This is a genomic window from Streptomyces sp. R28, from assembly GCF_041052385.1.
Classification (GTDB): Bacteria; Actinomycetota; Actinomycetes; order Streptomycetales; family Streptomycetaceae; genus Streptomyces.
Genome location: NZ_CP163439.1, coordinates 2,353,524 through 2,377,943 on the forward strand (window position 1 = coordinate 2,353,524; position 24,420 = coordinate 2,377,943).

20 protein-coding genes and 1 pseudogene are annotated in these 24,420 nt (G+C 70.0%); 7 read left to right on the forward strand and 14 right to left on the reverse strand.

Annotation, left to right across the window (positions count from 1 at the left end; all coding sequences use genetic code 11):
• Positions 1–10: 10 nt before the first annotated feature.
• Positions 11–637: a class I SAM-dependent methyltransferase gene (locus tag AB5J49_RS10285; RefSeq protein ID WP_369168247.1), complete on the reverse strand. Its 627-nt coding sequence runs from the start codon at positions 635–637 to the stop codon at positions 11–13.
• Positions 638–736: 99 nt separating this feature from the next.
• Here AB5J49_RS10285 and AB5J49_RS10290 point away from each other — a divergent pair, with 99 nt between their 5' ends.
• On the forward strand, positions 737–913 hold the full coding sequence (locus tag AB5J49_RS10290; RefSeq protein ID WP_369175501.1) for a hypothetical protein: 177 nt from the start codon (positions 737–739) through the stop codon (positions 911–913).
• A gap of 27 nt (positions 914–940) precedes the next feature.
• On the opposite strand, the gene AB5J49_RS10295 is transcribed toward AB5J49_RS10290, so the two are convergent.
• The gene (locus tag AB5J49_RS10295) at positions 941–1,390 is read right to left on the reverse strand and encodes a GNAT family N-acetyltransferase (protein WP_369168248.1); all 450 of its coding nucleotides are present in this window, start codon (positions 1,388–1,390) and stop codon (positions 941–943) included.
• 167 nt (positions 1,391–1,557) lie between these two features.
• Here AB5J49_RS10295 and AB5J49_RS10300 point away from each other — a divergent pair, with 167 nt between their 5' ends.
• On the forward strand, positions 1,558–2,562 hold the full coding sequence (locus AB5J49_RS10300; RefSeq protein ID WP_369168249.1) for a lytic polysaccharide monooxygenase: 1,005 nt from the start codon (positions 1,558–1,560) through the stop codon (positions 2,560–2,562).
• Positions 2,563–2,706: 144 nt separating this feature from the next.
• Here AB5J49_RS10300 and AB5J49_RS10305 read toward each other — a convergent pair whose 3' ends face one another.
• Positions 2,707–3,576: an esterase/lipase family protein gene (locus AB5J49_RS10305; protein WP_369168250.1), complete on the reverse strand. Its 870-nt coding sequence runs from the start codon at positions 3,574–3,576 to the stop codon at positions 2,707–2,709.
• A 173-nt stretch (positions 3,577–3,749) separates the two neighbouring features.
• Positions 3,750–4,196, reverse strand: a complete 447-nt coding sequence (locus AB5J49_RS10310; protein ID WP_369168252.1) for a MarR family winged helix-turn-helix transcriptional regulator — start codon at positions 4,194–4,196, stop codon at positions 3,750–3,752.
• Between the two features lie 105 nt (positions 4,197–4,301).
• Between AB5J49_RS10310 and AB5J49_RS10315 the strand changes: the two genes are divergently transcribed.
• Positions 4,302–4,676 carry a cupin domain-containing protein gene (locus AB5J49_RS10315; RefSeq protein WP_369168253.1) on the forward strand — a complete coding sequence of 125 codons (375 nt, stop codon included), beginning with the start codon at positions 4,302–4,304 and terminating at the stop codon, positions 4,674–4,676.
• Positions 4,677–4,693: 17 nt separating this feature from the next.
• Here AB5J49_RS10315 and AB5J49_RS10320 read toward each other — a convergent pair whose 3' ends face one another.
• Both AB5J49_RS10320 and AB5J49_RS10325 read right to left on the reverse strand, forming a co-directional pair.
• The gene (locus AB5J49_RS10320) at positions 4,694–5,668 is read right to left on the reverse strand and encodes a hypothetical protein (protein WP_369168254.1); all 975 of its coding nucleotides are present in this window, start codon (positions 5,666–5,668) and stop codon (positions 4,694–4,696) included.
• Positions 5,665–9,123 carry a DNA polymerase III subunit alpha gene (locus tag AB5J49_RS10325; protein WP_369168255.1) on the reverse strand — a complete coding sequence of 1,153 codons (3,459 nt, stop codon included), beginning with the start codon at positions 9,121–9,123 and terminating at the stop codon, positions 5,665–5,667. The genes AB5J49_RS10320 and AB5J49_RS10325 overlap by 4 nt, the downstream gene beginning before the upstream one ends.
• A 176-nt stretch (positions 9,124–9,299) precedes the next feature.
• Here AB5J49_RS10325 and AB5J49_RS10330 point away from each other — a divergent pair, with 176 nt between their 5' ends.
• Positions 9,300–10,343 (forward strand): DUF3533 domain-containing protein, encoded by a 1,044-nt coding sequence (locus AB5J49_RS10330; protein WP_369168256.1) that lies wholly within the window; start codon positions 9,300–9,302, stop codon positions 10,341–10,343.
• A 338-nt stretch (positions 10,344–10,681) separates the two neighbouring features.
• Here AB5J49_RS10330 and AB5J49_RS10335 read toward each other — a convergent pair whose 3' ends face one another.
• The 4 genes from AB5J49_RS10335 to AB5J49_RS10350 form a co-directional block, all read right to left on the reverse strand.
• On the reverse strand, positions 10,682–11,764 hold the full coding sequence (locus AB5J49_RS10335) for a S1 family peptidase (RefSeq protein WP_369168257.1): 1,083 nt from the start codon (positions 11,762–11,764) through the stop codon (positions 10,682–10,684).
• A 276-nt stretch (positions 11,765–12,040) separates the two neighbouring features.
• Positions 12,041–12,907, reverse strand: a complete 867-nt coding sequence (locus AB5J49_RS10340; RefSeq protein ID WP_369168258.1) for a slipin family protein — start codon at positions 12,905–12,907, stop codon at positions 12,041–12,043.
• Between the two features lie 199 nt (positions 12,908–13,106).
• Positions 13,107–14,012, reverse strand: a complete 906-nt coding sequence (locus AB5J49_RS10345) for a S1 family peptidase (RefSeq protein WP_369168259.1) — start codon at positions 14,010–14,012, stop codon at positions 13,107–13,109.
• Positions 14,013–14,363: 351 nt separating this feature from the next.
• Positions 14,364–15,686 carry a DUF5685 family protein gene (locus AB5J49_RS10350; RefSeq protein WP_369168260.1) on the reverse strand — a complete coding sequence of 441 codons (1,323 nt, stop codon included), beginning with the start codon at positions 15,684–15,686 and terminating at the stop codon, positions 14,364–14,366.
• A gap of 323 nt (positions 15,687–16,009) precedes the next feature.
• Here AB5J49_RS10350 and AB5J49_RS10355 point away from each other — a divergent pair, with 323 nt between their 5' ends.
• Positions 16,010–16,447: a cell division protein SepF gene (locus tag AB5J49_RS10355; protein WP_274237863.1), complete on the forward strand. Its 438-nt coding sequence runs from the start codon at positions 16,010–16,012 to the stop codon at positions 16,445–16,447.
• A 37-nt stretch (positions 16,448–16,484) separates the two neighbouring features.
• Here the strand turns inward: AB5J49_RS10355 and AB5J49_RS10360 are convergent, their stop codons facing one another.
• Entirely contained in the window at positions 16,485–17,675 is a 1,191-nt protein-coding gene (locus tag AB5J49_RS10360; RefSeq protein WP_369168261.1) for an acyl-CoA dehydrogenase family protein, read from the reverse strand.
• Positions 17,676–17,862: 187 nt separating this feature from the next.
• Positions 17,863–19,464: an MFS transporter gene (locus tag AB5J49_RS10365; RefSeq protein ID WP_369168262.1), complete on the reverse strand. Its 1,602-nt coding sequence runs from the start codon at positions 19,462–19,464 to the stop codon at positions 17,863–17,865.
• A 467-nt stretch (positions 19,465–19,931) separates the two neighbouring features.
• Here AB5J49_RS10365 and AB5J49_RS10370 point away from each other — a divergent pair, with 467 nt between their 5' ends.
• Positions 19,932–20,993 carry a phosphatase PAP2 family protein gene (locus AB5J49_RS10370; RefSeq protein WP_369168263.1) on the forward strand — a complete coding sequence of 354 codons (1,062 nt, stop codon included), beginning with the start codon at positions 19,932–19,934 and terminating at the stop codon, positions 20,991–20,993.
• Positions 20,994–21,100: 107 nt separating this feature from the next.
• On the opposite strand, the gene AB5J49_RS10375 is transcribed toward AB5J49_RS10370, so the two are convergent.
• Positions 21,101–21,316 carry an I78 family peptidase inhibitor gene (locus tag AB5J49_RS10375; protein ID WP_369168264.1) on the reverse strand — a complete coding sequence of 72 codons (216 nt, stop codon included), beginning with the start codon at positions 21,314–21,316 and terminating at the stop codon, positions 21,101–21,103.
• 487 nt (positions 21,317–21,803) lie between these two features.
• Between AB5J49_RS10375 and ctaD the strand changes: the two are divergent.
• Positions 21,804–23,477 (forward strand): annotated as a pseudogene (gene ctaD, locus AB5J49_RS10380) (cytochrome c oxidase subunit I); the annotation flags it as partial.
• Here the strand turns inward: ctaD and AB5J49_RS10385 are convergent.
• Complete coding sequence (locus tag AB5J49_RS10385; RefSeq protein ID WP_369168265.1) at positions 23,374–24,414, reverse strand: helix-turn-helix transcriptional regulator; 1,041 nt, start codon at positions 24,412–24,414, stop codon at positions 23,374–23,376. The pseudogene ctaD and the gene AB5J49_RS10385 sit on opposite strands and share 104 nt — an antisense overlap.
• Between the last annotated feature and the right edge of the window lie 6 nt (positions 24,415–24,420).

The following is a 24,420-nucleotide window of genomic DNA, read 5'->3' on the forward strand; positions in this document are numbered from 1 at the left end:
TCCGCCCTGCTCAGGCCACCCCCGCCAGCACCACGTACCGCTCGTCGTCCACGTCCTTCCCCCACAGGCGCGTGTCATCGGACAGTCGCTCCACGCGCACGTCCTGGACGAGCGGTGCGAGCAGAGCCGTGAGCCGGTCCGCCGGTATACCGACCGCCGACGCGGTCGTCCCCCACACGCCCTCGACCAGCACGAACCTCCCTCCCGGGCGCAGCAGCCCACGCCAGTGCCGTAGGACACGGCCCGGGTCGGGCAGGGCCCACAGGACATGCCGTACCAGCACCACGTCGAACCGCTCCTCCCCCACCGGTGGCCCCGCCGCGTCACCGACGAGGAAGGCCGCGTCACGCCCGGCGAGCTTGGCGCGGGCGAGGTCGACCATCGCCGGGGACCGGTCCACCCCCGTGACCCGGTGTCCCTGTTCGGCCGCGAGGAGCGACAGGCTGCCTGTGCCGCAGCCGAGGTCGAGGACGTCGCAGGGGCGCTCGGGCAGCCAGGACCGCAGCCGGGCGGCCCAGGCCCGGCGCACCTCGGGGTCGCGCAGGCCGTGGTCCGGCTCGTCGTCGAAGGAGCCGGCCTCCGCGTCCCAGTCCACATCCATGCCCGCCCCTGTGACGGGGTGTTCACCGTTCGTCATGGGCCAAGAGTGACACCCGCCACTGACAGTCGATTCGTGACACCCGCCACTGACACGACCAGCAGCGATGAGGAACTCTCGCCAAAAGGGTCTACCTCCGTGACAAAGCGGAACTCGGTGGCCCTGAAGGAGGCAGCCATGCGCCGTATGACCGTGCAGAAGCCCCTGAAGAGGAAGACGGATGCCCGCCGGCTCCGGGAGGAGGCGGACGAGTCCTCCTCGGGACGACCGGAGGTCCGCAAGGACATCGCGCGGACCTGGTGGCCGGAGGGCTGAGACGCCCTGCCGGCCGCATGAAACAACTCAGCCGATCCGCTTGCGGTAGTGGATGCGGTCGTACGGGCCCTCCACGCGACGCTCGACGACCTCGTAGCCGTACTTCGGGTAGATCTTCTGGTTCTCCCACATCAGGGCGTTCGTGTAGAGCCTGACCTCGGGCAGGCCGAGCGCACGCGCGCGTGCGTCCACGAAGTGCAGCAGCCGTCGCCCCACGCCCCTGCCGTGCGCGTCGGGGTGGACGGCGATGCTGTCGAGGAACAGATGATCGTCGTGCATCTCGAGCACGACGAGCCCGATCACGGGCTCGCCCGTCACGAACACCTTCCCCGCGGCCACGTTCGCCGCGTGATCCGCCTCCATGGGCACGGGCGCCCGTCCGATGCGCTCTATGTAGTGCCGGTAGGCGGCGTCGGTCACGGCCTTCACCGCGCGTACGTCGGCGGTGACCGCCGGCCTGATGTCGTCGTCCGTCATATCGCGACGGTACCTACCTCATCGCAGTCCGAACACTCCCTTAAGGCGACCCTAAAGATCGCCATCACCCGCCTCCAGCAGGCGATTTCGCGGTTTCCTCGGGCTAGTTTCTGATCGCCCCCACGGGATTCACCCCACGCGTCAGGACCCCCTTGAGGAGATCTTTCATGCCCGCACGCCGCAAGGCCGCCGCCGTCGCCACCCTCGGCCTGACCCCGCTCGCCCTGACCGCTCTCGCCACCGTCCCCGCCTCGGCGCACGGTTCGATGGGCGACCCGGTCAGCCGGGTCTCGCAGTGTTACGCGGAAGGCCCCGAGAGCCCGAAGTCCGGCGCCTGCAAGGCGGCGGTCGCGGCCGGCGGCACCCAGGCCCTCTACGACTGGAACGGCATACGCATCGGCGACGCGGCGGGCCGCCACCAGGAGCTGATCCCGGACGGCAGGCTGTGCAGCGCGAACAGCGACGCGTTCAAGGGCCTGGACCTGGCCCGCGCCGACTGGCCGGCGACGAGCGTGGGCAGCGGGTCGTACACCTTCAAGTACCGCGTGACCGCCCCGCACAAGGGCACCTTCAAGGTCTACATCACCAAGGCCGGTTACGACCCGGCGAAGCCGCTGGCCTGGGACGGCCTGGACCTGGCGAACCCGGTGGCGTCGGCCACCGACCCGGCGGCCTCGGGCGGCTTCTACACTTTCTCCGGCACCCTGCCCCAGCGCTCCGGCAAGCAACTGCTGTACGCGGTCTGGCAGCGCTCGGACAGCCCGGAGGCGTTCTACTCCTGCTCGGACGTCACGTTCGGGGGCGGCAGCGGTGCCGGCGACAGCGGCGAGGCCGCCCCGGCACCGAGCGCCTCCGCGCCCTCCGAGGGGCAGATCGAGGACGGCGCCGACCAGTCGACGATCGAGCACCGCGGCCACGGGGACCAGGACGCCGGCACGTCGGCGGAGCCGGTCGCGGCCGAGCCGGTCGCGGCGGCCGAGGAGGAGCGGTCCACCGCCCCGGCCAACCGGCCGAAGGCAGCCGGCGCCACCGAGAACCTCGCCGAGACGGGCGGCGACAGCAGCACGGCGTACCTCGCGATGGGCGGTGCGGCGACCCTGGCGCTGGGTTCGGCGGTCCTGTTCGCATCGGTGCGCAGGCGGGCGGCGGCTGGCGGTCGCCACGGCCGCTGATCCCGGGCTCTGCGGCCCCAGGGTTCCGGGGCCTGACCGGCGGCTCAGGCCGGTCAGGCCCCGGCGGTGTGTTCCCTGCTCATGTCACTCACGCACTCACGCACTCACGCACTCACGTGCTCACGTGCTCACGTGCTCACGTGCTCAACCGATCGCGGACGCGCAGGTGGTAGCAGTGGCGCGGGCCGGGTCGAGCGCGTTGGCCACCTCGTGGAAGGCGATCCGGTCGGTCAGCCCCAGGAACGCGTGCTCGGATATGTCGACCGCGCACAGATCCTGGATCAGGACGTTCTTCACGCCGGGCCCGTTCAGGAACTGACTCCGGTACGGCGTGACCACCTCGTCGTACTTGGTGGCGATGACCGTGTAGCGGACGCCGGGGACAGTGTCGCCGCCCTCGTTCAGCTTGGTCATGAAGTCGGATCCGACGACCTGCTGGGCGAGGGCGGGAGTGGCGGCACTGAGCAGGTCCTCCGCGCCGGGGAAGTACGGCAGCAGGTTGGTGAGCCCTGCCAGGGTGGTGCCGTGGTTGTTGGGCGCGATGCCGACGAGGGCGTTCACCTTGGCGGCACCGCCGAGGAACTTGAGGTAGTAGCGGGGCATCATGCCGCCCTGCGAATGACCGACGAGGTCGGCCTTGGCGGCGCCGGTCGCGGTGAGCACCTTGTCGACATAGGCGGAGAGTTGTTCCGCCGACCGGTCGATGGGGCCGAGGGCGTGGAAGAACGGCACGCCCTGCAGCTGGCCGTAGTCGAGGGAGAAGACGCAGTAGCCGCGGTCCTCCAGGTACGGCGCGAGTCCCAGCCAGTTGTCGACGGAGTTCGCGAAGGTGCCGTGGACGAGGACGACGGGGCGGGGATGGGCGGCGGACGGCTTGCAGGAGTAGTCGTTCCAGCCACTGTTCGAGGTCGCCGCCGCTTCGGCCGCCTGGGCGGTGGTGGCGGGGACGACGGCGACCGCGGCAGTCAGCAGTAGCGCGGCCAGCGGTCTGAGCGCTCGTTTCCAGGGCAGCATCGGGTGATCTCCTTGCGGCTCAAGGGAGGTGCGACGGCCTTACGCCCTGTGATCCGGATCACGAGGATGCTGTTCACTCGTCAAGTTACGGGCGAGTAGTAGACGTGTGAAGTTACGCGTCAGTAAAAACTTCCAGTGATAGTAAGGGGCGGTTCACAACCCCTGATGAACCGTCACCAGGCGGGCCTGATGGGCCCATAGGGCGCGATGCGCCCCAACTGCCCGTACAGCGCCTGCACTTCACCTTCACCGAGTACATCGACCCACGCCCGCACGGCATCCGCAGCCGCCCCCTCGGCCGCTCGGGTACAGGCCCACCCCCGCTCGGTCAGCACGACCAGCCGGGCGCGCGCGTCATCGGGATGCGGTCGGCGCTCGGCGTAGCCCTTGCGCACGATCTCGTCGACCAGTTGGCTCGCGGCCTGCTTGGTCACGCCGAGATGGGCGGCGAGGTCGGTGACCGTCGCCCCGTTCGGGGCGAGCCGGGCGAACGCGAATCCGTGCGCGGGCCGCAGCCCCTCGAAGCCCCGGGCGACCACACCGTCATGGATGCGTTGCGTGAGCTCACCGGCGACGGCGAGCAGGGCGGCGGACAGGGCCATGGCTTCGGAGTTCTGCACGGAGGCATTGAAACACCCTTGACGGATTGGTCAAGCAGCTTGACCATAGCTTCATATGGTCAAGCTGCTTGACCATCCCGACCGTCTACGCCCAGGAGGGCACCTGTGCCAGTCATCCGCGCATCCGAAGCCGTCACCCACGAAATCCACGGCGCCCGCTTCGTCTCGTACGCCACCCCCCGCACCGGCAGCAAGGAGCTGTGCGCCTGGCGCGGCGAGATCCCGGCCGGGACCAGGGCGCCCGCACACACCGTCAACCGGGAGGAGATCCTGCACCTGCTCGACGGCGAGCTGCTGATCACGCTCGACGACCGCACCGACCGGATCGCGGCGGGCGACACACTGATCATCAACCCCGGCGCCACCCTGACCGTCGAGAACCCGACCGACCGGACCGCGGTCACCTGGGTCACCACCTCCATCGGCCTGGCGGCGGAACTGGCCGACGGTACGCGCATCACGCCGCCGTGGGCCAACTGACCTACAGGAGAAGGGAGTTACGCCGCCAACGCCCCCGGCATCACCGCACGCGCCCCGAACTTCGCCCGCGCGCGGTCCGCGACCTCCTCGATGCGGCGGGCCTTCTCGTCGCGCGGGTCGAAGGTGAGCTGGTAGGAGGCATGCTCGGCGGGGTCGAGGCCCTCGGCGCGCAGGGCGAGTGCACGGACGCGGGCGCGCTGGAGGCCGAGGGCGTCGTACATGCCGTACGCCACCCCGGTCAGCGCCGCCGAGTGGGCCGTCGGCTCCTTCAGCGTACGGCTGCGGGTCGTCGAGGAGCGGTCGGCGTAGCGAGCGGTGAGGGTCAGGGTGCGGCAGACCTGGTCCAGGGCGCGCAGTCGGGCGCCCAGTTCCTCGGCGGCCGAGAGCAGGGCGCGGCGATGCCGGTCGGGGTCCAACTCGTCGCGGGTGAAGGGACGTTCGGTGGCCAGCGAGCGCGACACGGCGTTCGGCACCACCCGGCCCCGGTCGACTCCGGTCGCCTTCTCGCGCAGATCGCGCCCGGCCTTCGCGCCGACCAGGCGCTGGAGCGTGGACAGGGGCGCGGCGGCGACCAGGCCGAGGGTGTCGAGGCCGTACTCGCACAGGGTGCGGGCGGTCGCGGCGCCGACGCCGGGCAGCGCGGCGACGGGTTTCTGGGCGAGGAACTCCGCGATGGCGTCCAGCTCCTCGGGGACGGCACAGGTCACCCCGGGCCGGGCGTCCCGCAGCGCCACGCGGGCCAGCAGCGGCCCCGGCCCGGCGCCGATCACGCAGTCGACGCCGTGGTGGGCGAGGGCGCGCACCCGGATCACCGACGCCAGCTCGACCGCGTCGCGCCCGAAGTACCGTTCGGCACCCCGCAGATCGACGAGCGCCCCGTCCGGCGGCAGCGCCTGTACGACCGGCGTGAAGTCCTCCAGCAATCCGAGCAGCCCCGGCAGGGCCGCCTCGCGCATCGGCGGCAGCTGGAAACGTACGCAGAGGATGGTCATCCCGCACTCCCCGGACTCTGGTGCCACAACTTCCGTACCTGTGAAGGCTCTTGGCCCGCCGGCCGCAGATCGGCCCACGGGTTCAGTTCGTATCCGGTGGGCATGTGGATTCGCCGGCCCCGCGCCGGATCCCCGCCGTCCCCCGCCGGCACCGCCACCGGCTCCGCCAGCCGCGCCGCCACCACGTCCAGGCCGCCCTCGTCACGCAGCTCGATCAGCTCGGCAAGGTTCCAGGCGGCGGCACCCACCACACTCAGACTGCGCGGGCCGCGCCGCTGCACGACCCCCCGCACCAGCAGCAGCCAGGAGTGGAAGACGGTGTGGGCGCACGCGTCGTGCGAGTCGTCGAAGAAGGCGAGGTCGACCAGGCCCGTCCCGTCGTCCAGGGTGCTGAAGATGACCCGCTTGCCGGAGCGGATCGGCGGCGTCTGGGTGGCCGCCTTGGCCCCCGCGACCAGCACCGTCTCCCCGTGCCGGGCATCACGCAGCCGCTTCGCCGACACCACGCCCAGCTCGTCGAGGAAGGCCCGGTGATCGTCCATCAGATTGCGCGAGGCATCCATCGACAGCACACCGAGCTCGGCACTGAGCCGCTCCGCCGAGCTGAGGTCGGGCAGCCCGGCCGCGGCCGTCTTCCGCCCGCCGCCCAGGGGGAGTTGGCCCCCGCCACCACCCCGGGCGCCCCGGTGCAGCTCGGTCAGGTGCAGTTGCAGATCACGCCGGTTGGCCCCGAAGGCGTCCAACGCGCCGACCTGCGCGAGCCTTTGGGCGAGCGGTCGGCTCGGCCGCCCCCGCTCCCAGAAGTCGAGCAGCGAGGCGTACGGCTGCCCCTCCGCGATCCGCGCCGCCTCGGCCTCACTGATGCCGTGCACGTCGGAGAGAGCGAGCCGCAGCCCCCAGACCCCTCTCGAACCCTTGGATTCAGACACCAGTTCGATACGGTGGGCGACCCCCGACACATTCACGTCCAACGGCAGGATCGGCACCCCGCGCCGCCGCGCGTCCGCCAGCAGCAGCCGCTTCGGATACATCCCGGGGTCGTGGGTGAGCAGCCCCGCGTAGAAGGCGGCCGGATGATGGGTCTTCAGCCAGGCCGACTGATAGGTCGGCACGGCGAAGGCGACCGCGTGCGCCTTGCAGAAGCCGTACGACCCGAAGGCCTCGACGATCTCCCAGGTCCGCCGAATGGTCTCCGCGTCGTACCCGTTCGCCGCCGCGTGCTGCGCGAACCACACCCGGATCCGCCCCTGCGACTCCGGATCGGACAGCCCACGCCGCACCCGGTCGGCCTCGTCCCGCCCGCACCCGGTCATGATGTGCACGATGTCGATGATCTGCTCGTGGAAGACGACGACCCCGTACGTCTCCCGCAGCGGCCCCTGAAGGTCCTTGTGCGGATAGCGGATGGGCGCCCGCCCGTGCCGCGCCTCGATGAACGGCCGCACCATGTCGGCGGCGACCGGCCCGGGCCGGAAGAGCGAGATGTCGACGACGAGATCGTGGAAGGTGGCCGGCTGGAGCCGCCCGACCAGGTCCCGCTGCCCCGGCGACTCGATCTGGAAGCAGCCCAAGGTCTCGGTGGAACGGATGAGTTGATACGTCGCCGGGTCCCCGTCCTCCCGCTCGAAGTCGAGCGCGTCCAGATCGACCCGCTCCCCCGTGACCCGCTCCACCTCCGCGACCGCGTGCGCCATCGCCGACTGCATCCGCACGCCCAGCACATCGAGCTTGAGCAGCCCGAGGTCCTCGACGTCGTCCTTGTCGAACTGCGACATGGGGAAGCCCTCGCCGCTGGTCGGCATGACGGGCGTACGGGACAGCAGGGAGGCGTCGGAGAGAAGCACCCCGCACGGATGCATGGCGATGCCACGCGGAAGGCCGTCAAGAGCCTCCGCCAGCTCCCACAACTTGCCGTACTTCTCCCGCTCCCCCGCCAGTTTCCTCAGCTCGGGCAGCTCGTCCAGCGCCGCCCGGGCATCCCGCGCCCGGATGTGCGGGAAGGACTTGGCGATGCGGTCGATGTCGGCCGGATCCATGGACAGGGCGGCACCCACGTCCCGGATCGCATGCCGTACCCGATAGGTCTCCGGCATCGAGACGGTCGCGACCCGCTCGGTCCCGAACCGGTCGATGATCGCGCGATAGACCTCCAGCCGCCGCGCGGACTCCACGTCGATGTCGATGTCGGGCAGCACCAGCCGGCGCTTGGACAGGAAGCGTTCCATCAACAGCCCGTGCTCCACGGGATCGGCGTGCGCGATGCCGAGCAGATGGTTGACGAGCGAGCCCGCACCGGAACCCCGCGCGGCCACCCGAATCCCCATCTTCCTTACATCATCGACGACTTGAGCGACCGTCAGGAAGTAGGAAGCGAACCCGTGATGGGCGATGATGTCCAGCTCCTGGTGCATCCGCTCCCAGTACGCCCGCCGCCCGTCATAGCCGCGCAGCACCATGCCCGCCACCGCCCGCGAGGCGAGCGCCCGCTGAGCGGTGCGCTGTCCGGCGCCGACGAGGTACGGCTCGGGGAAGTGCACGCTGCCGATGCCGAGGTCGTCCTCGGGATCGACAAGGCACCCGGCGGCCACCGCCCCGGTCTGCTCCAGCAGCCGGTACGCGGTATCGCGCCGGAACCCGGCAGCCTCGACAACCCGCTCGGCGACATGCGCCATCTCACCCGCACCCTTGAGCCAGGCCTCACCGGAGTCCAGCTCCTTGGTGGAGTCGATGGGCACGAGCCGACGCGCGGAATCCAGGACATCGGCGACCGGCCCCAGACCAGGATCCGCGTACCGGACGGCATTGCTCAGCACCGGCCGCACGCGCTGCTCGGCGGCGAAGCCGACGGTACGGGCGGCCAGCCGCAACGACCCCGGCCCGGTGCCCTTACGCCCGTGCCAGACGGCCTCCAGCCGCAGGGAGTCACCGTAGACCTCCCGCCAGGGCCCGAGCAGGCGGGCCGCCCGATCGGGACGACCGGCGGCAAGCGCACGCCCCACATCGGACTCGGTACCGAGCAGGACGATCAGCCCGTCCCCCCGATTGTCCTGCCGGGGCAACAGCGGCGGCCCTTCACCGGCATGCGCAGCCGAAACGATCCGACACAGGTCACCCCACCCACGGGCTCCGTCCCGGGCAAGAAAGGTGACACGAGGCATCGACTCATCGACAAAGGCGCCGCCCCGAACCGGAACCCGGCGCCGCCGGCCCACAGACTCACCCGCCCCCGAGAGCCCGAACTCCTCCACGGCCAGCTCCACACCGAACAACGGCCGCACCCCCGCCGCCGCACAGGCCTTGGCGAAACGAACCGCGCCCCCGAGCGAGTCCCGGTCGGTAAGCGCCAGGGCATCCATGCCCCGCTCGGAGGCACGCTCGGCCAGCCGCTCCGGGTGCGAGGCGCCGTATCGCAGGGAGAACCCGGAGACGGTGTGCAGATGCGTGAAACCAGGCACACGCACCTCCCCACTCATGAGCCCGAGGCCGGCCGAACACCGGCTCTCGAACATCAGTTCCCAACTCTCCCACCCCCACCATAGACCATTTCCGGACCGTTTCTCGAACATCCGTACGACATCCGTTCGGCCGCCTCCCACCTGCGCAAACACCCGACGGCCCGGACCGTGGGGGCATGACGCAGACCACGGGCGCCGACACTCCGCACCGCTCCTTCACGGCCGAGGTGAAGGACGCCGTCACTCCACGAGCCACCCTGCTCGTGACCGGCGTGGTCGCCCTCGCTCTGCTCTTCATCGCCTCCTACGTGGGCGCGCTCCACGACCCGAAGCCCAAGGACGTGCCCTTCGGGGTCGTGGCACCCGAGGCAGCCGCCCGACAAGCGGTGGACCGACTGGAAAACCTGCCCGGCGACCCCCTGGCCCCCCGCACAGCGGCCGATGTGGCAACAGCCCGCAAGCAGATCCTGAACCGCGACATCGACGGCGCCCTGCTGATCGACCCGACCGGCACCACCGACACCCTCCTGGTGGCCACCGGAGGCGGCAGAGTCCTGGCCACCACCCTGGAATCACTCCTCACCACCCTGGAGAGATCCGAGGCCCGCACCCTCCGCACCATCGACGTGGCCCCCGCCGACCCGCACGACGCCAACGGGCTCACGTCCTTCTACGTGACCGTGGGCTGGTGCGTAGGCGGCTACCTCTGCGCGTCGATCATGACGATCAGCTCGGGCGCCGGCCGCCCCACCCCCAAACGCTCGGTGATCCGCCTCATCGCCATGGCCCTCGTCGCCCTCGTCGGCGGACTCGGCGGCGCCCTGATCGTCGGCCCGGTCCTGGGCGCACTCCCCGGCAGCATCGCCGCCCTCTGGGGCGTCGGCGCCCTGATCATCTTCGCGGTGGGCGCGGCCACGCTCGCCTTCCAGGCCCTCTTCGGCCTGGCCGGCATCGGCCTGGTCATCCTGATCATCGTCATCCTGGGCAACCCGAGCGCGGGCGGCGCCCTCCCGCCCCCACTGCTCCCCCCGTTCTGGAGAGACATCGGCCCGGCACTGCCACCGGGCGCGGGAACATGGACAACCCGCTCGATCGCCTACTTCAAGGGCAACGACACGACCGACTCCCTCCTGGTCCTCTCGGCATGGGCAGCGGCCGGAATCGCGATCACGCTACTGGCAGCACGGCTACGAACAGGCGCCAAGTCGAAGACGCCGTAGCCCCACGGGCGAACGCACCCGCACCCGCGTACGGCGGCAAGGGGACGTGCCGGGGGGTGTCCGCCCGCAGCGGTGGGCGTCAAAAAAAACAGCACCTCTAACCCAACGGCAACCGCCCGACCGAGGACGGACACCCCCCGGCAGCGGCCCCGACCCACCACCCACCCGCAGGCGCTACGCGAACCCCCACCGAACCGGCACAGGCCGCCGCAGGCATCAACGCGCACCCCCACCGCCCCCCACAGGCCGCCACACCCACCCCGGCCCAACCGCCGGAGGCACAACGCGAAAGTCCCGCCCCTCACACACGGGGCGGGACTTCACGAAGCGACGAACCGTCAGCCGATCTCAGTACCCGTGGCCGACAGCGCTTCCGTCACCGGCTGGAAGAACGTCTCCCCACCGGCGGTGCAGTCACCGCTGCCGCCGGAGGTGAGCCCGATCGCCTTGTCGCCGGAGAACAGCGAGCCACCACTGTCACCGGGCTCGGCGCAGACGTCGGTCTGGATCAGCCCGTTGACGATGTCACCGTTGCCGTAGTTCACGGTGGCGTCCAGGCCGGTGACCTTGCCCTCGTGCACCTGGGTGGTCGAACCGCTGCGGGTGACCGCCATACCGACGGTGGCCTCGGCGGCACCGCTGATGGCCTGCGCGGAGCCGTTGTAGAGGTTGACCTCGCTCGGGTGGTCGACCTCGGCGGTGTACTTGACCAGCCCGTAGTCGTTGTCCGGGAAGCTGGACGTCTCGTTGGTGCCGATCTCCTTGCCGCTGGAGTCCGACCAGGCGGAGATGGACTCGGTGCAGTGCCCGGCGGTCAGGAAGAAGGGCTCACCGCCCTTGACCACGTTGAAGCCGAGCGAGCAACGCCCACCGCCACCGGAGATCGCGTCACCGCCGGCGATGAAGGGCTTGAACTCACCCTTCGTCCGCTTGAGTTCCGCCGTGGCACCCAGCCCGTCGACGACCTTGCCGAGCTTGGCCCACTCGGCGTCGGACACCGTACGGTCGGCGGTGACGACGACCTTGTTCGTCGCCGGGTCCGTCACCCAGGCGGTGCCGGGAATGGTCGCGTCCTGCTTGAGCGTCGTACGGGCGCTCTTCAGCTCGGCGAGGGAGTTCTCGACGACCCGGGCCTTGGCGCCGCCCGCCTCGACGGTGTTGGCGGCGGCCTCGTCGAGGACGTTCACGACAAGGTTCTTGGTCTGCGCGTCGTAGTAGGTACCCGCGGCATCGGCGCCGAGGTCCTTCGCCAGCGTCGAGGCGAGCTTTCCGGCCGCGCCGATCGACAGGGTCTTCGGCGCAGACGTCTCAGGCGTCTCGCTGGCGTTCGCAGTCTGCAAGGTCACTCCCGCGGCGACCAGTGCGGCGATGCCCGCACCTGCCACGGCTGCACGCCGCTTGGGTATGCGTCGGTGCTTCAACTTACGTCCTCCTGTGGGGGGTCGGCCCGAGAGGTTGTGGGGACCTCACGAACCGGAAGGCGTACGGCGACGAAGGCGGCTCACAACAAATGCCGCGTCCGGGCCGGTTGAACAACGCTCACTATTCCGATGCCCGCAGGGAGCGCACAAGGTCGAGTTCCGGACGCGCGTAGAACACGGTTGCGCGCCCCCACCGCCTTGACCGTGCACAGTCACACCCCGGTTCTTCGCAGAGCAAACACCACGAGCAAGCAATCCATAAGCAGTGCGTAAGGTCTACTCCTGTCTTGAATTCGACCCTCCGCAGCCCGAATCCAAGCGCGGCTCAAGCGGCGGAGGTTCGTCCCGCACGGCCTGCGGCCGCCCGGAACCAGAGGTCGCGACCTGCGCCCCTTTCTCCAGAAACCGCAACAACTCCACCGGAATCGGCAGCACCAACGTGGAGTTCTTCTCGGCCGCCACCGCCATCACCGTCTGCAGCAGCCGAAGTTGCAGAGCGGCAGGCGTATCGGCCATCTGATGGGCGGCCTCGGCCAGCTTCTTGGAGGCCTGGAGTTCGGCGTCGGCGTTGATGACCCGGGCCCGCCGCTCGCGGTCGGCCTCGGCCTGCCGGGCCATCGACCGCTTCATGGTCTCGGGCAGCGACACGTCCTTGATGTCCACCCGATCGATCGTCACACCCCACTCGACCGCGGGACTGTCGATCATCAACTCCAGCCCCTGGTTGAGCTTTTCACGGTTGGACAGCAGATCGTCCAGCTCGCTCTTGCCGATGATCGAGCGCGGCGACGTCTGAGCCATCTGCGAGACCGCGAACCGGTAGTCCTCCACCCGCACGACCGCCTCGGCCGGCGAGGACACCTTGAAGTAGACGACGGCATCGACCCGCACGGTGACGTTGTCCCGAGTGATGCCCTCCTGCGCGGGCACGGGCATCGTCACGATCTGCATGTTCACCTTGCGCAGCTTGTCGACGCCCGGAACGATCATGGTGAACCCGGGCCCGCGCACCTGAGGCCGGAGCTTCCCGAGACGGAAGACCACGCCCCGTTCGTACTGCTTGACGACCCGCGCGGCCGCCGTCACGTACACCGCGCCGGCGGACGCGAGCGTCACTCCCACCGCCACCAGCTCCTCGACCATCACGACCCCCCGGGGTCCGACGTGAGCGCATGACAGGGGAGTACTGCCTGCACTTCGACGGTAAACCCGCGACGCGACCAAGGGCGAGCCCCCGCACGGCAGTTGCGTGCGGGGGCTCACATGCTGCTGGCTTCCGGTCAGGCCATACAGGCCAGGCCGGCCGGTTCAGGACGGCCGGATACCGGCGTCCGACCGAATGTCAGTAGACGCTGACGCCATAGGCGCTCAGGGCCTCCGTGACCGGCTGGAAGAAGGTCGTGCCGCCGGAGGTGCAGTCGCCGCTGCCGCCGGAGGTCAGACCGTACGCCGTGCCGTTGCTGCCGTAGAGCGAACCGCCGGAGTCACCGGGCTCGGCGCAGACGGTGGTCTGGATCAGGCCGGAGACGACGTCGCCGCCACCGTAGTTGACGGTCGCGTTCAGGGCGGTGACCCGGCCGCTGTGCGTACCGGTGGTGGAGCCGTCCCGGATGACGGTGGTGCCCACGCTCGGCGTGGCCGCGCGGGTGATGTCCACGCCGTTCGCGGTGCCGGGCCGGCTGACGGACCCGGAGTAGCGCACGATGCCGTAGTCGTTGCCCGGGAAGCTGGAGCCGGCGGTCGAGCCGATGACCGTGGTGCGGCCGGAGTTGGAGTACCAGGTCCCGGCGCCGTCGGTGCAGTGCCCGGCGGTCAGGAAGTACTGGTTGCCGCTGCTGTCCTGGACGTTGAAGCCGAGCGAGCAGCGCCAGCTACTCGCATAGATGGCGTCGCCGCCCTGGATGAACTTGCTGAACTTGCCGGGGGTGCGCTTGATCGTGAGCGCGTCGGCGTTGCTCCCGGCCTGCTGCTTGATCTTCGCTATCTCCGCCTGGGAGACCGTGCGGTCGACGGTCACCGTGACGCGGTTGGTCTTGCTGTCGACCGCCCAGGCGGTGCCCGGGATGTCGGCCTTCAGCACCGAGCCGCTGGCGCTCTTGAGTTCGGCGGCGCTGAAGGTGGTGGGAGAGTCGGCGGCGGTCGCGTTGGGGATCGCGATCGCGGCTGCGGCCACGAGGCCGGAGGAAACGGCGATCAGCCGGGTCCGTCTCGTAATACCACTGCGGGGGGTGGTGCGCTTGATCCTCACGTTTCGTTCCCTCCAAGGGAAGTCGGGGGCCCGCGTGGGGTGGGGCCCGTGAGGCGCAGTCAGACGACCGCATGTCCGGATTCCGAACATGCCGTGCCCCTGACAAGCGCTGAGGGGGAGTATTCGGCCGAACGGCCGGTTGGCGCAAGAGCGCCTTTCGGCCGTCAACTTTTGAACCACCTGTACAATTTGGCCGCTCCTGCCCCGGTCAGCGCAGCTTGCGCTCCCCCGCGGCGGCGGTTCGGCAGCGCCCCCAAGGGGCGCGGGGAACTGCGCGACCAGCCACGACGGACCCGCAGACGATTACCACCCATCGCGGCACTCCCCCATCACGGCACCCAAGCGGAGCGCCTAGCAGCCGTCGCAGGGGCAGCAGCAGTCGCAGCCGTCACAGTCGCAGTCCCGGCAGCAGCCCTCGCGCTTCTTACGGGACCACGGACCCTCGTACTCCTTCGCGCAGCACAGCTTGCAGGTGCAGCACAGCAGCCAGAACATCCCGCAGCCGGCCCAGAACCCACGCCGGCCCTTCGGCGGCTGAGCGGCCGGCCCACCACCGAACCCACCGAAGTCACCACCGCCACCGCCATGGCCGCCATGGCCGGGCGCTCCCCCGCCCCCCGCGTACGGATTCCCACCGGCATACGGGTTCTGGCCCGCATACGGATTCTGCGGCGCCCCGTACGGCCCCTGCCCGTACGGCCCCTGCCCCTGCGGCGGCTGCCCCTGCGGCGGCTGCCCCTGCTGTGGCGGCTCCCCATAGGGCCCGGCCTGGTGCGACGCACACATCGGCACCGTGCCGAACGCCCGGTCCACCGAGCGCCGCAGCTCGTGCACGAGCAGCAGATGCGCGAGCTTGGCACCGCTACCGTGTTTTTCCGGGGAGACCCCAGACCCCCAGGCGACCTCGCGCAGCGCCAGCCGCACCCCCCGCACGGCGTCGTCCGCGAGCCTCCGCGCCTCGGGCAGCGAGGTCCCGGTCGCGGTGAGCGGGTTCCACGCACCCGCCGCGGCATCGGCCGCCCGGTCCTCCACGGCGTCCAGGAGGTGCGCCAGCCGTCCGAAGAGGCGTCCGGCCTCGGCGAGCGGCGCGGCGTTGTGCGGCCGTCCGGCCAGGATCGCGGTGTGCGCGAAGGCGGCGGCGGTCGCCGTCTCGGTCGGTTCGGTCACGGCGAGGATCGGCGTGCCGGGCCCGGCGAGCGCCTCGATGCCGACCTGCCGGTCCACGGCGTCGACGAGTACGGCGGTGTCGAACCCGACGGCCGACCCGCTACGGGCACCCGCCGCACCCCACCCCGCGGCCACCCGGCGCGCGGCGAGCGCCACCGGCTTACGGGCCAGCAGCCCGTCCCCGTCGGCCACATGGTCACGCACCTTGGCCGAGGCGAGCACCAGCGAGACGGCCGCGGCGAGCCGCGCGCCCTCACCCTGCGCGACGGACGCGGTCCGCATCCCGCGCAACGCGCACGGCCCCGCCGTACGCCGCAATCCACTGTCCTGCTCGGCCTGAGCCTCCGTCAGAACAGAGATAAGGAGCCCGTCGTAGTTCGTCACGATCCGAGCGAACTGACCGTGGTCCCCACGCAACGAGAGGCACAACCCGCACAAATGCGCCATCCACTGACCCGCGAGCTGCTCACCGAGCCGATGACGACATGGCCTGACGATTCCGAACACGACGTCCCCCCGTGGTTCTTACGACACTTCTCACGACGCTGAGCTGCCGCATCGTAGCGACCGTGGTACGGATCACCATGCTCGCCTCGTTCACCCGTACGCACCCAGCATCACCCATACGCCGTGAAGAATCATATTTCACTCACAGTCAGCAGCCGTACGTGGCATGCCCCTTGGGGGACAGGGGCTCTCGACGAATTCGCTGTGCACCAGTACCGTCACAAACCCCCCGCGCGGCGTCTATCCACTTGGCGCGACGTCCGCATCATGGATGACCATAGGGATGCGGAATGTAAGAGAGACCGCTGTGAGAGGAGGCGTCCATGGGATCGGTGCGCAAGGCGAGTGCCTGGCTGGGCCTCGTTGACGACAACGATGACGAGCGTTACTACGACGACGACTACTCCGAAGGGACCGAGCCCGGGGAAGCCTGGGTCACCGACCCGCGGGTCAAGGTGGCCACGGACGTCGCCGAGGAGAAGGGCCGCCGCATCGGCACGGTCACTCCGGACAGCTTCCGGGACGCCCGCGCCATCGGCGAGCTGTTCCGGGACGGGGTTCCGGTCATCATGAACCTCACGGCCATGGAGCCGGGCGACGCCAAGCGCGTCGTCGACTTCGCGGCGGGGCTCATCTTCGGTCTGCGCGGCTCGATCGACCGCGTGTCCAACCGCGTGTTCCTGCTGACCCCGGCCGACACCGAGATCATCAACGGCGAGGCGTCGGCACACCGCACGGACGGCTTCTACAACCAGAGCTGAGGCAGGGCCGCTCGCCGGCCCTGCCCCCTGGTGGGGATCAGCGGAAGGCGTCGAGTCCGGTGAGCGCCTTGCCCAGCACGAGCTGGTGCATCTCGACGGTGCCCTCGTAGGTGAGCACCGATTCGAGGTTGGTCGCGTGCCGCATCACGGGGTATTCGAGCGAGATCCCGTTGGCACCGAGGATGGTCCGCGCCGTACGGCAGATGTCGATGGCCTCGCGGACGTTGTTGAGCTTGCCGAAGCTGACCTGCTCGGGACGCAGGCGGCCGGCGTCCATGCGCCGCCCCAGGTGATGGGCGAGCAGAATCCCCTTGTGCAGTTCGAGCGCCATGTCGGCGAGTTTGGCCTGGGTGAGCTGGAAGCCACCGATCGGCCGGCCGAACTGCTCCCGCGTCTTCGCGTATTCGACGGCGGCCTCGAAACAGGAACGCGCCGCGCCCATGGCCCCCCACACGATCCCGTAGCGGGCGTGCGAGAGACAGCTGAGCGGCCCCTTGAGCCCGACCACCTCGGGCAGCACGGCATCGGCGGGCAGTCGTACGTCGTCGAGGACGAGTTCACTGGTGACGGAGGCGCGCAGCGACAGCTTGTGCTTGATCTCGGGGGCGGAGAAGCCGGCGCTGTCGGCCGGCACGACGAACCCGCGGATCCCTTCCTCCGTCTGCGCCCACACGACGGCGACCCCGGCGACGGACCCGTTGGTGATCCACATCTTCCGGCCGCCCAGCACCCAGTCGGAGCCGTCCCGCTTGGCGTAGGTCCTCATCGAGGCGGGGTCGGACCCGTGGTCGGGCTCGGTCAGCCCGAAGCACCCGATGACCTCGCCGGAGGCCATGCGGGGCAGCCACTGCTGCTTCTGCGACTCGCTCCCGAACCGGTGAACGGCGTACATGGCGAGGGACCCCTGCACGGAGACCAGGGACCGGATCCCGGAGTCGGCGGCCTCCAGCTCCAGACAGGCGAGCCCGTACTGCACGGCGGACGCACCGGCGCATCCGTATCCGCTGAGGGACATCCCGAGGGCGCCGATCTCGCCGAGTTCCCGGGCGATCTCACGAATCCCCGGCAGCTCGCCCTTCTCGTACCACTCGGCGACGTGGGGCACGACCCGATCCGCGGCCCACTCCCGCACGGTGCTCCGGATCGCCAGGTCCTCGGGCTCCAGGAGGTCGTCGATGCCGAGGGGGTCGGCGGGGTCGAACGGGGGCAACTTCGAGGACGCGGACATGGGACACCCTCCGGCAAGGACTAAAACTAGCGCCGCTAGTTACGACTCGGGCCTGACGCTACGACGCGGTGCCGCGCACGTCCAGTGGGACTCCCCCACATGCCGAGCCGCGTCCCATGCACCGCAAACCACCGACGGCGCTGGCCCCTCGCGGGAGAAGGTCCGGTCAACGCGGGAGAAGGTCCGGTCAAGCGGAGACGCGGGTCTCCGCGACTTCCCTCGGCTTGGGCAGCTCCACGGCAGGCGCCTCGCACTGCATGACCCGCGGCAACCGCAACGCCATCACCGCGCCCAGCACCAACAGAGCCGCACTCACCAGCAACGTCACATGCAGCCCGTGCACGAAGCAGTCCCGAGCCGCCCGCTGCAGGGCGACCCCCGCGGGCCCGCCCAGCTGCGCGGCAACGTCGTAGGCCTCGCCCAACGAGTGCGAAGCGGCCGCGGAGGCCGAGGCCGGAACACCCGGGACGTTCGCCAGCCCGGGCGCATACGCCGCGTTCATCACGCTGCCCAGCAGCGCGATGCCGATCCCCGCGCCCAGCTGGTACGACGTCTCTCCGATCGCCGCCGCCCCACCGGCCTGCTCGGGCGGAGACTCGCTCAGCATCGACTCGTACGCCCCGAAGAGCGTCGTCTCCAGCCCGAAGCCCAGCAGCACGAACCCGAAGAGCAGCAACGCGGGGTTGTCCTCGCCGCCCATGGCCGTCAGCAGCAGCACCGCGACGGCCGTCAGACAGAAGCCGAAGCACACCATCAGCCGTGGCCCGAACCGCCGCAGCATCCGTGCGCCCGCGAGACCGGACGCCATCGCGGCGAACGTCAGCGGCAGCAGCCGCAGCCCCGTCTCCAGCGGTGACAGCCCCAGCACCAGCTGCAGATACTGCGCCGCGATCAGCTCGAGCCCCACGAGCGCGAGCATCGCCAGCACGATGCACCCGACGGACGTACTGAAGGCCGGCCGGGCGAACATCCGCAGGTCCACCAGCGGATGCTCCCGGCGTCGCTGCCGTCGTACGAAAAGGACCAGCAGCACCGCACCGATCACCAGCGGTGCCACGGTGAACACGCTGGCCACCGCCTCCCCGCCGCCGAGCCGCTTCACGCCCAGGACGACGCCGAACAGCCCGCCCGCCGCCATCAGCGCGCCGACCACGTCCCAGGGGCCCTTGCCGTCGCCCTTCGACTCGGGCAGCAGCAGCCGTCCCACCGGGAGGCTGACCAGCATCAGCGGGATGTTGACGAGGAAGACCGAGCCCCACCAGAAGTGCTCGAGGAGGAAGCCGCCGAGCAGGGGGCCGACCGCCGCGCCCACGGCGGCCACGGCGCTCCAGATGCCGATCGCGAGGGCCCGCTCGCGCCGGTCGGGGAAGACCTGGCGCAGGATCGACAGGGTGGCGGGCATGATCATCGCGCCACCGACGCCGAGCAGGGCGCGGGCCAGGATCAGCACCTGTGGGTCGTGCGCGAGGGACGCGAGGCCGGAGGCCAGGCCGAAGAGGCCGTACCCGAGAAGCAGGACCCGTCTGCGGCCCACGCGGTCACCGAGTGTGCCGAAGAGGATCAGCAGCGAGGCGCAGACCAGCGGATAGATGTCGACGATCCAGAGCAGTTCTATCCCGCCGGGCCTGAGGTCCTCGGTGACGGCGGGCACCGCCACATGCAGCACGGTCGCGTCGACCGCGACGAGCAGCAGGCTGGTACAGAGGACGACGAGGACGACCCAGCGGTTGGCACCGGCCCCGGCCGCCCGACGGCGCAGCGCAGCGGCGGCCGTGGTCGTCCCGGACATGTACGTACCTCCCAGATGTTCCCTCGCCCCGGCGGGCTCACGGGGTGGGGACTCCCCGTGACTCGGCCGGAGAGGAGCGGTGGTCTCCGGCCCGCGCAACGAAGCGAGTGACTCGTCAGAGTACGCGAGTCCACGTCGGCGCCGAGTGGCGGACCTCTCAGACTCCGCACAGAAGGCGTGTGGCGTACGCCACGTCCAGCCGCGCTCTCGCCCCGTCCGCCCCCGGTCGGGCCCGGGCCGGGGGCGGTGAGCTCCAGGGGAATTCCATCCCATGATTCGGTTAACGAATTCATAAGCAGCGAAAAACGAACCGCAATAATGATCAAAGGAATTGAAGGATGCAGCCCCCGATGATTAGGGATTCCTTGGAAATAAACCTCCTCCTGAGAGGAATCCCACATCACATCGTCATCACAAAGCCGTGGAATCGCCCTTGAACTGCGCTCACTCGCTGTAACGTCGATTGGGTGTGTACCGAACGAAAGCTGACCCGTCTGGACCGGGTCTTCGCCAGGCTGGACCGGGAGCCAGAACGTCCGGCCCACATCGATGTGCCGCGGATGACCCCGCACAGGATCGTGCTGTTCACCGCGACCCTGGCCTTCTACGGGGCCATCGTGTGGGCCGTCGTCATCACCTCGTGGCTGGTCCGGTTCGACTGGCAGGTCATGTTCTTCCGCCCGTACCAGCAGTGGGCGGAGATCCACGCGTTCGTCGACTACTACGTGGTGCTCGGCCAGCGCGGCCCCACCGCCGTGATGGTCGCGGCCTGGCTGGGCTGGCGTTCCTGGCGGCAGCACACGTTGCGGCCGCTGCTCGCGCTCGGCGTCTCACTGCTCCTGCTGAACATCACCGTCGGTGCCGCCAAGCTCGGCATGGGCCGCCTCGGACCGCACTACGCGACCACCATCGGCTCCAACGAGATGGGCCTGGGCGGCGATATATTCCCCAGCGGCCACACCGCCAACGCCGTGGTGACCTGGGGAATCCTGGCCTATCTGGCCTCGACCCCGAGAGCGCGCCGCTGGCTGTCGGCCCTGTCGGCGGTGACCTCGCTGGGCGTCGGCCTGTCCACCGTCTACCTCGGTACGCACTGGCTGAGCGACGTGCTGCTCGGCTGGGCCGCCGGTCTGCTGATCATGCTCGCCCTGCCGTGGTTCGAGCCGCTGATCGCCCGCTCCGAGACCTGGATCTTCGACCTACGCGACCGCTGGCGCGAGCGCCGGGCCGGTGCCGTTCCCGCCCCCGTTCTCGAACCGGCTCGAGCGGGGCGACCCTCATCGACCACCCCGGTCGCGGCCCCGGTGCTGCTCAAGCCACGTGCCACGCCCGCCGGCGACGAGGTCGCGGCACGCGAGGCGCCGGGCGCGCCCCGCCCGCCCCGGGCGCCCGCCTATCTGGCACCCGGCCCGCACACGGCCCGCGGCGAGCGCACTCCGGTCACCCCCGTCGGCAGCCGCCGCCCGCCGCACACGGACCGTATGACCCGCGGCGCGGCCCCGGCGGCCCGCCCCCTCACGGGCGGCTGACCTCCCCCACCGCGGACAGCGGGGTTCGGTACGCACAACCACGCCGCAGGGCGACGGCCCCGGCTCCTCGACAGGAGCCGGGGCCGTCGCCCTGTGCCAGCCTTTCGTCAGCCCTTCCAGGCCCGCGCCACCTGGCCGTCCTTGACCTCGAAGTTCAGGCGACCGCTCCTGTACTCCATGGTGATGATCGCCCCCGGCGGCAGCGAACGCACCGTCGACCACCCTCGGTCACGGGCGAGTCGCTCGGCCCGGTCGGCGTCGAGACCGACATATGTGTCCGGGCTGTCCTGGGGTTCGGCAGGGGGATTCGGAATGGGTGCCATGCCGCCACGCTAGGGCCTGAGCGAAGGATCGGGCCAGCGCGGACCGGGGGCCTTTGTAGCGGCCATGCAGGTCACGCGTCCCCCTCCGGTCACGCTTTTGTCACAGAATCACGACGGGCGTTTCGGCCGCACTTCATCACACGGACGAGCGATTCCGTAGGCCTTCCGCAGGCATTCCATCGTAATTCCCGCGTGTCGCACCGACCGGGCCAATAGCCCGCCGGAAAAGTTCCCGGGGAACTGCCCCCGGACTCCTTACCGGACTCCCTTTCCCTCCGCTCCCCTCCGCCCGGCATTGGCTGCTGCCGCAGCGAGGCGCGGGCCGCGGGAACCGGTACCACACAGAAAGTACATGGTTCTACCACAGAATCTCCGTACGCCCCCTGTCGCGGCGCTGACGACGCGAGCATCATGGCGTGAGCTCGCGTCGGCGCGTGCGACGCGGGCTTTCAGCGGGCCCGGGGCGCTACGAGCGAAGGGGCGAGCGATGGGGACGCAGACCGTACGGGCGACGGCACGGCCCGAGCGGACCGGACAGCCCGGACGAGTGGTCGTCGACTGGTTGACCACCACCGACCACAAGAAGATCGGCCATCTCTACCTGATCACGTCGTTCGGGTTCTTCCTGGCCGGCGGTGCCATGGCCCTGATGATGCGGGCCGAGCTGGCCCGGCCGGGGATGCAGTTGCTGAGCAACGAGCAGTACAACCAGCTGTTCACCCTGCACGGCACGATCATGCTGCTGCTGTTCGCGACCCCCACCTTCGCGGGCTTCGCCAACGAGCTGATGCCTCTGCAGATCGGCGCCCCGGACGTGGCCTTCCCACGGCTGAACATGTTCTCGTACTGGCTGTTCCTGTTCGGCGGCCTGATCGTGATGGGCTCGCTGATCGTGCCGGACGGGCCGGCCGCCTTCGGCTGGTTCGCCTACGCGCCGCTCAACAGCCTGGAGCGCTCCCCCGGCATCGGCCCCGACCTGTGGATCATGGGCCTCGCACTGGCCGGCTTCGGCACGATCCTCGGCGCGGTCAACTTCATCACCACGATCATCGGGATGCGCGCCCCCGGCATGACCATGTTCCGGATGCCGATCTTCGTGTGGAACACGCTGTTCACGTCGATCCTGATCCTGATGGCGTTCCCGGTACTGGCGGCGGCGCTGCTGGTGCTGGAGGCGGACCGCCGGTTCGGCTCGGTGGTGTTCGACGCGGGCAACGGCGGGGCGCTGCTGTGGCAGCACCTGTTCTGGTTCTTCGGCCATCCCGAGGTCTACATCATCGCCCTGCCGTTCTTCGGCATCATCAGCGAGATCATCCCGGTCTTCTCGCGCAAGCCGCTGTTCGGCTATCTGACGCTGGTCGCGGCGACGATGGCGATCACCGGTCTGTCGATCGTGGTGTGGGCGCACCACATGTTCGTCACCGGCGCGGTGCTGCTGCCGTTCTTCTCCTTCATGAGCTTCCTGATCGCGGTGCCGACGGGCGTGAAGTTCTTCAACTGGACCGGCACCATGATCAAGGGCTCGCTGTCCTTCGAGACCCCGATGCTGTGGGCGCTGGGCTTCCTGGTGACGTTCCTGTTCGGCGGGCTGACCGGGGTGATCCTGGCGTCGCCGCCGATGGACTTCCACGTCTCCGACTCGTACTTCGTGGTCGCCCACTTCCACTACGTCGTCTTCGGCACCGTCGTCTTCGCGATCTTCGCCGGATTCCACTTCTGGTGGCCCAAGTTCACCGGGAAGATGCTCGACGAGCGGCTGGGCAAGATCCACTTCTGGACGCTGTTCGTCGGCTTCCACACCACGTTCCTGGTGCAGCACTGGCTGGGCGCGGAGGGCATGCCCCGCCGGTACGCCGACTATCTCGCCGCCGACGGCTTCACGACGCTGAACACGATCTCGACGATCGGCGCGTTCCTGCTCGGCATGTCGACGCTGCCGTTCCTCTACAACGTCTGGAAGACCGCGAAGTACGGCAAGAAGGTCGAGGTCGACGACCCCTGGGGCTACGGCCGCTCCCTGGAGTGGGCGACCTCCTGCCCGCCCCCGCGGCACAACTTCAACGCGCTGCCGCGGATCCGCTCCGAGTCCCCGGCGTTCGACCTGCATCATCCGGCGCACGCGTTGGAGGCTCCGCAGCCCGAGCCAAAGAGCGAGCAAGCCGACCGTGGGCCGTCCTGATCGCCTCGACGAGCTCGTCCGGCTCCACGACCTCGAACTCGAAGCCCATCAGCATCACATGGATCACCATCACGTCGAGGCTGCCGGCGCCGGTGCGCAGGAGGCAGCTGTCGGGACCGTCCGCCTCCAGCTGCCCGGCGGACGGCGAGATGCTCTCGGCTGCCTCCTCCAGGGGCACCAGCAGCCGGACGACGGCGTGCGAGGCGTACGCGCGCGTGGAGATGCCCTGGGAGACGTACGCAGCGAGGTCCTCGGCGGGCGGGGTGCGCGGGGTGAAGCGCGGGCCGTGCGGCGGTCTGGGCGTGATGCGGTCGACGCGGAACGTACGCCAGTCCTCGCGGTCGAGGTCCCAGGCGACCAGGTACCAGCGGCGCTCGCTGCACACCAGGCGGTGCGGCTCGACGTTGCGGCGGGTGGGGGCGCCCTCGTGGTCGCGGTACTCGAAGCGCAGGCGCTCGGCGTCCCGGCAGAGGTTGGCGAGCTCGGTGAGCAAGGCCGGGTCGACGGCGGAGGGCTGGGGGCCGCGCAGCATCGGCACGGTGAAGGCGTTCAGGGCGCCCACCCGGCGGCGCAGCCGGTTCGGCAGGACCTGCTCCAGCTTGGCGAGAGCCCGTACGGAGGTCTCACCGATGCCCTCGATGCCCTGACCGGCGGCCGTGCGCAGCCCGACCGTGACGGCGACCGCCTCGTCGTCGTCCAGCAGCAGTGGGGGGAGCTCCGCGCCCGCGCCGAGTTGGTAGCCGCCGCCGGTACCGGGGCTGGCGTTGACGGGGTAGCCCAGCTCGCGCAGGCGGTCGACGTCCCGGCGGACCGTGCGCGAGGTGACGCCGAGTCGGTCGGCCAGGTCGGCGCCGGACCATTCGCGGTGGGCCTGGAGCAGGGAGAGGAGGCGCAGGAGTCGTGCGGATGTGTCCAGCATGGGGCG

What these genes read in the sequence shown, in the direction of transcription:
- AB5J49_RS10285 (WP_369168247.1), bottom strand. Translation starts at nt 637, where the DNA reads ATGACGAACGGTGAACACCCCGTCACAGGGGCGGGCATGGATGTGGAC.
- AB5J49_RS10295 (WP_369168248.1), bottom strand. Translation starts at nt 1,390, where the DNA reads ATGACGGACGACGACATCAGGCCGGCGGTCACCGCCGACGTACGCGCG.
- AB5J49_RS10300 (WP_369168249.1), top strand. Translation starts at nt 1,558, where the DNA reads ATGCCCGCACGCCGCAAGGCCGCCGCCGTCGCCACCCTCGGCCTGACC.
- AB5J49_RS10305 (WP_369168250.1), bottom strand. Translation starts at nt 3,576, where the DNA reads ATGCTGCCCTGGAAACGAGCGCTCAGACCGCTGGCCGCGCTACTGCTG.
- AB5J49_RS10320 (WP_369168254.1), bottom strand. Translation starts at nt 5,668, where the DNA reads ATGACCATCCTCTGCGTACGTTTCCAGCTGCCGCCGATGCGCGAGGCG.
- AB5J49_RS10330 (WP_369168256.1), top strand. Translation starts at nt 9,300, where the DNA reads ATGACGCAGACCACGGGCGCCGACACTCCGCACCGCTCCTTCACGGCC.
- AB5J49_RS10340 (WP_369168258.1), bottom strand. Translation starts at nt 12,907, where the DNA reads ATGGTCGAGGAGCTGGTGGCGGTGGGAGTGACGCTCGCGTCCGCCGGC.
- AB5J49_RS10355 (WP_274237863.1), top strand. Translation starts at nt 16,010, where the DNA reads ATGGGATCGGTGCGCAAGGCGAGTGCCTGGCTGGGCCTCGTTGACGAC.
- AB5J49_RS10360 (WP_369168261.1), bottom strand. Translation starts at nt 17,675, where the DNA reads ATGTCCGCGTCCTCGAAGTTGCCCCCGTTCGACCCCGCCGACCCCCTC.
- AB5J49_RS10365 (WP_369168262.1), bottom strand. Translation starts at nt 19,464, where the DNA reads ATGTCCGGGACGACCACGGCCGCCGCTGCGCTGCGCCGTCGGGCGGCC.
- AB5J49_RS10375 (WP_369168264.1), bottom strand. Translation starts at nt 21,316, where the DNA reads ATGGCACCCATTCCGAATCCCCCTGCCGAACCCCAGGACAGCCCGGAC.
- AB5J49_RS10385 (WP_369168265.1), bottom strand. Translation starts at nt 24,414, where the DNA reads ATGCTGGACACATCCGCACGACTCCTGCGCCTCCTCTCCCTGCTCCAG.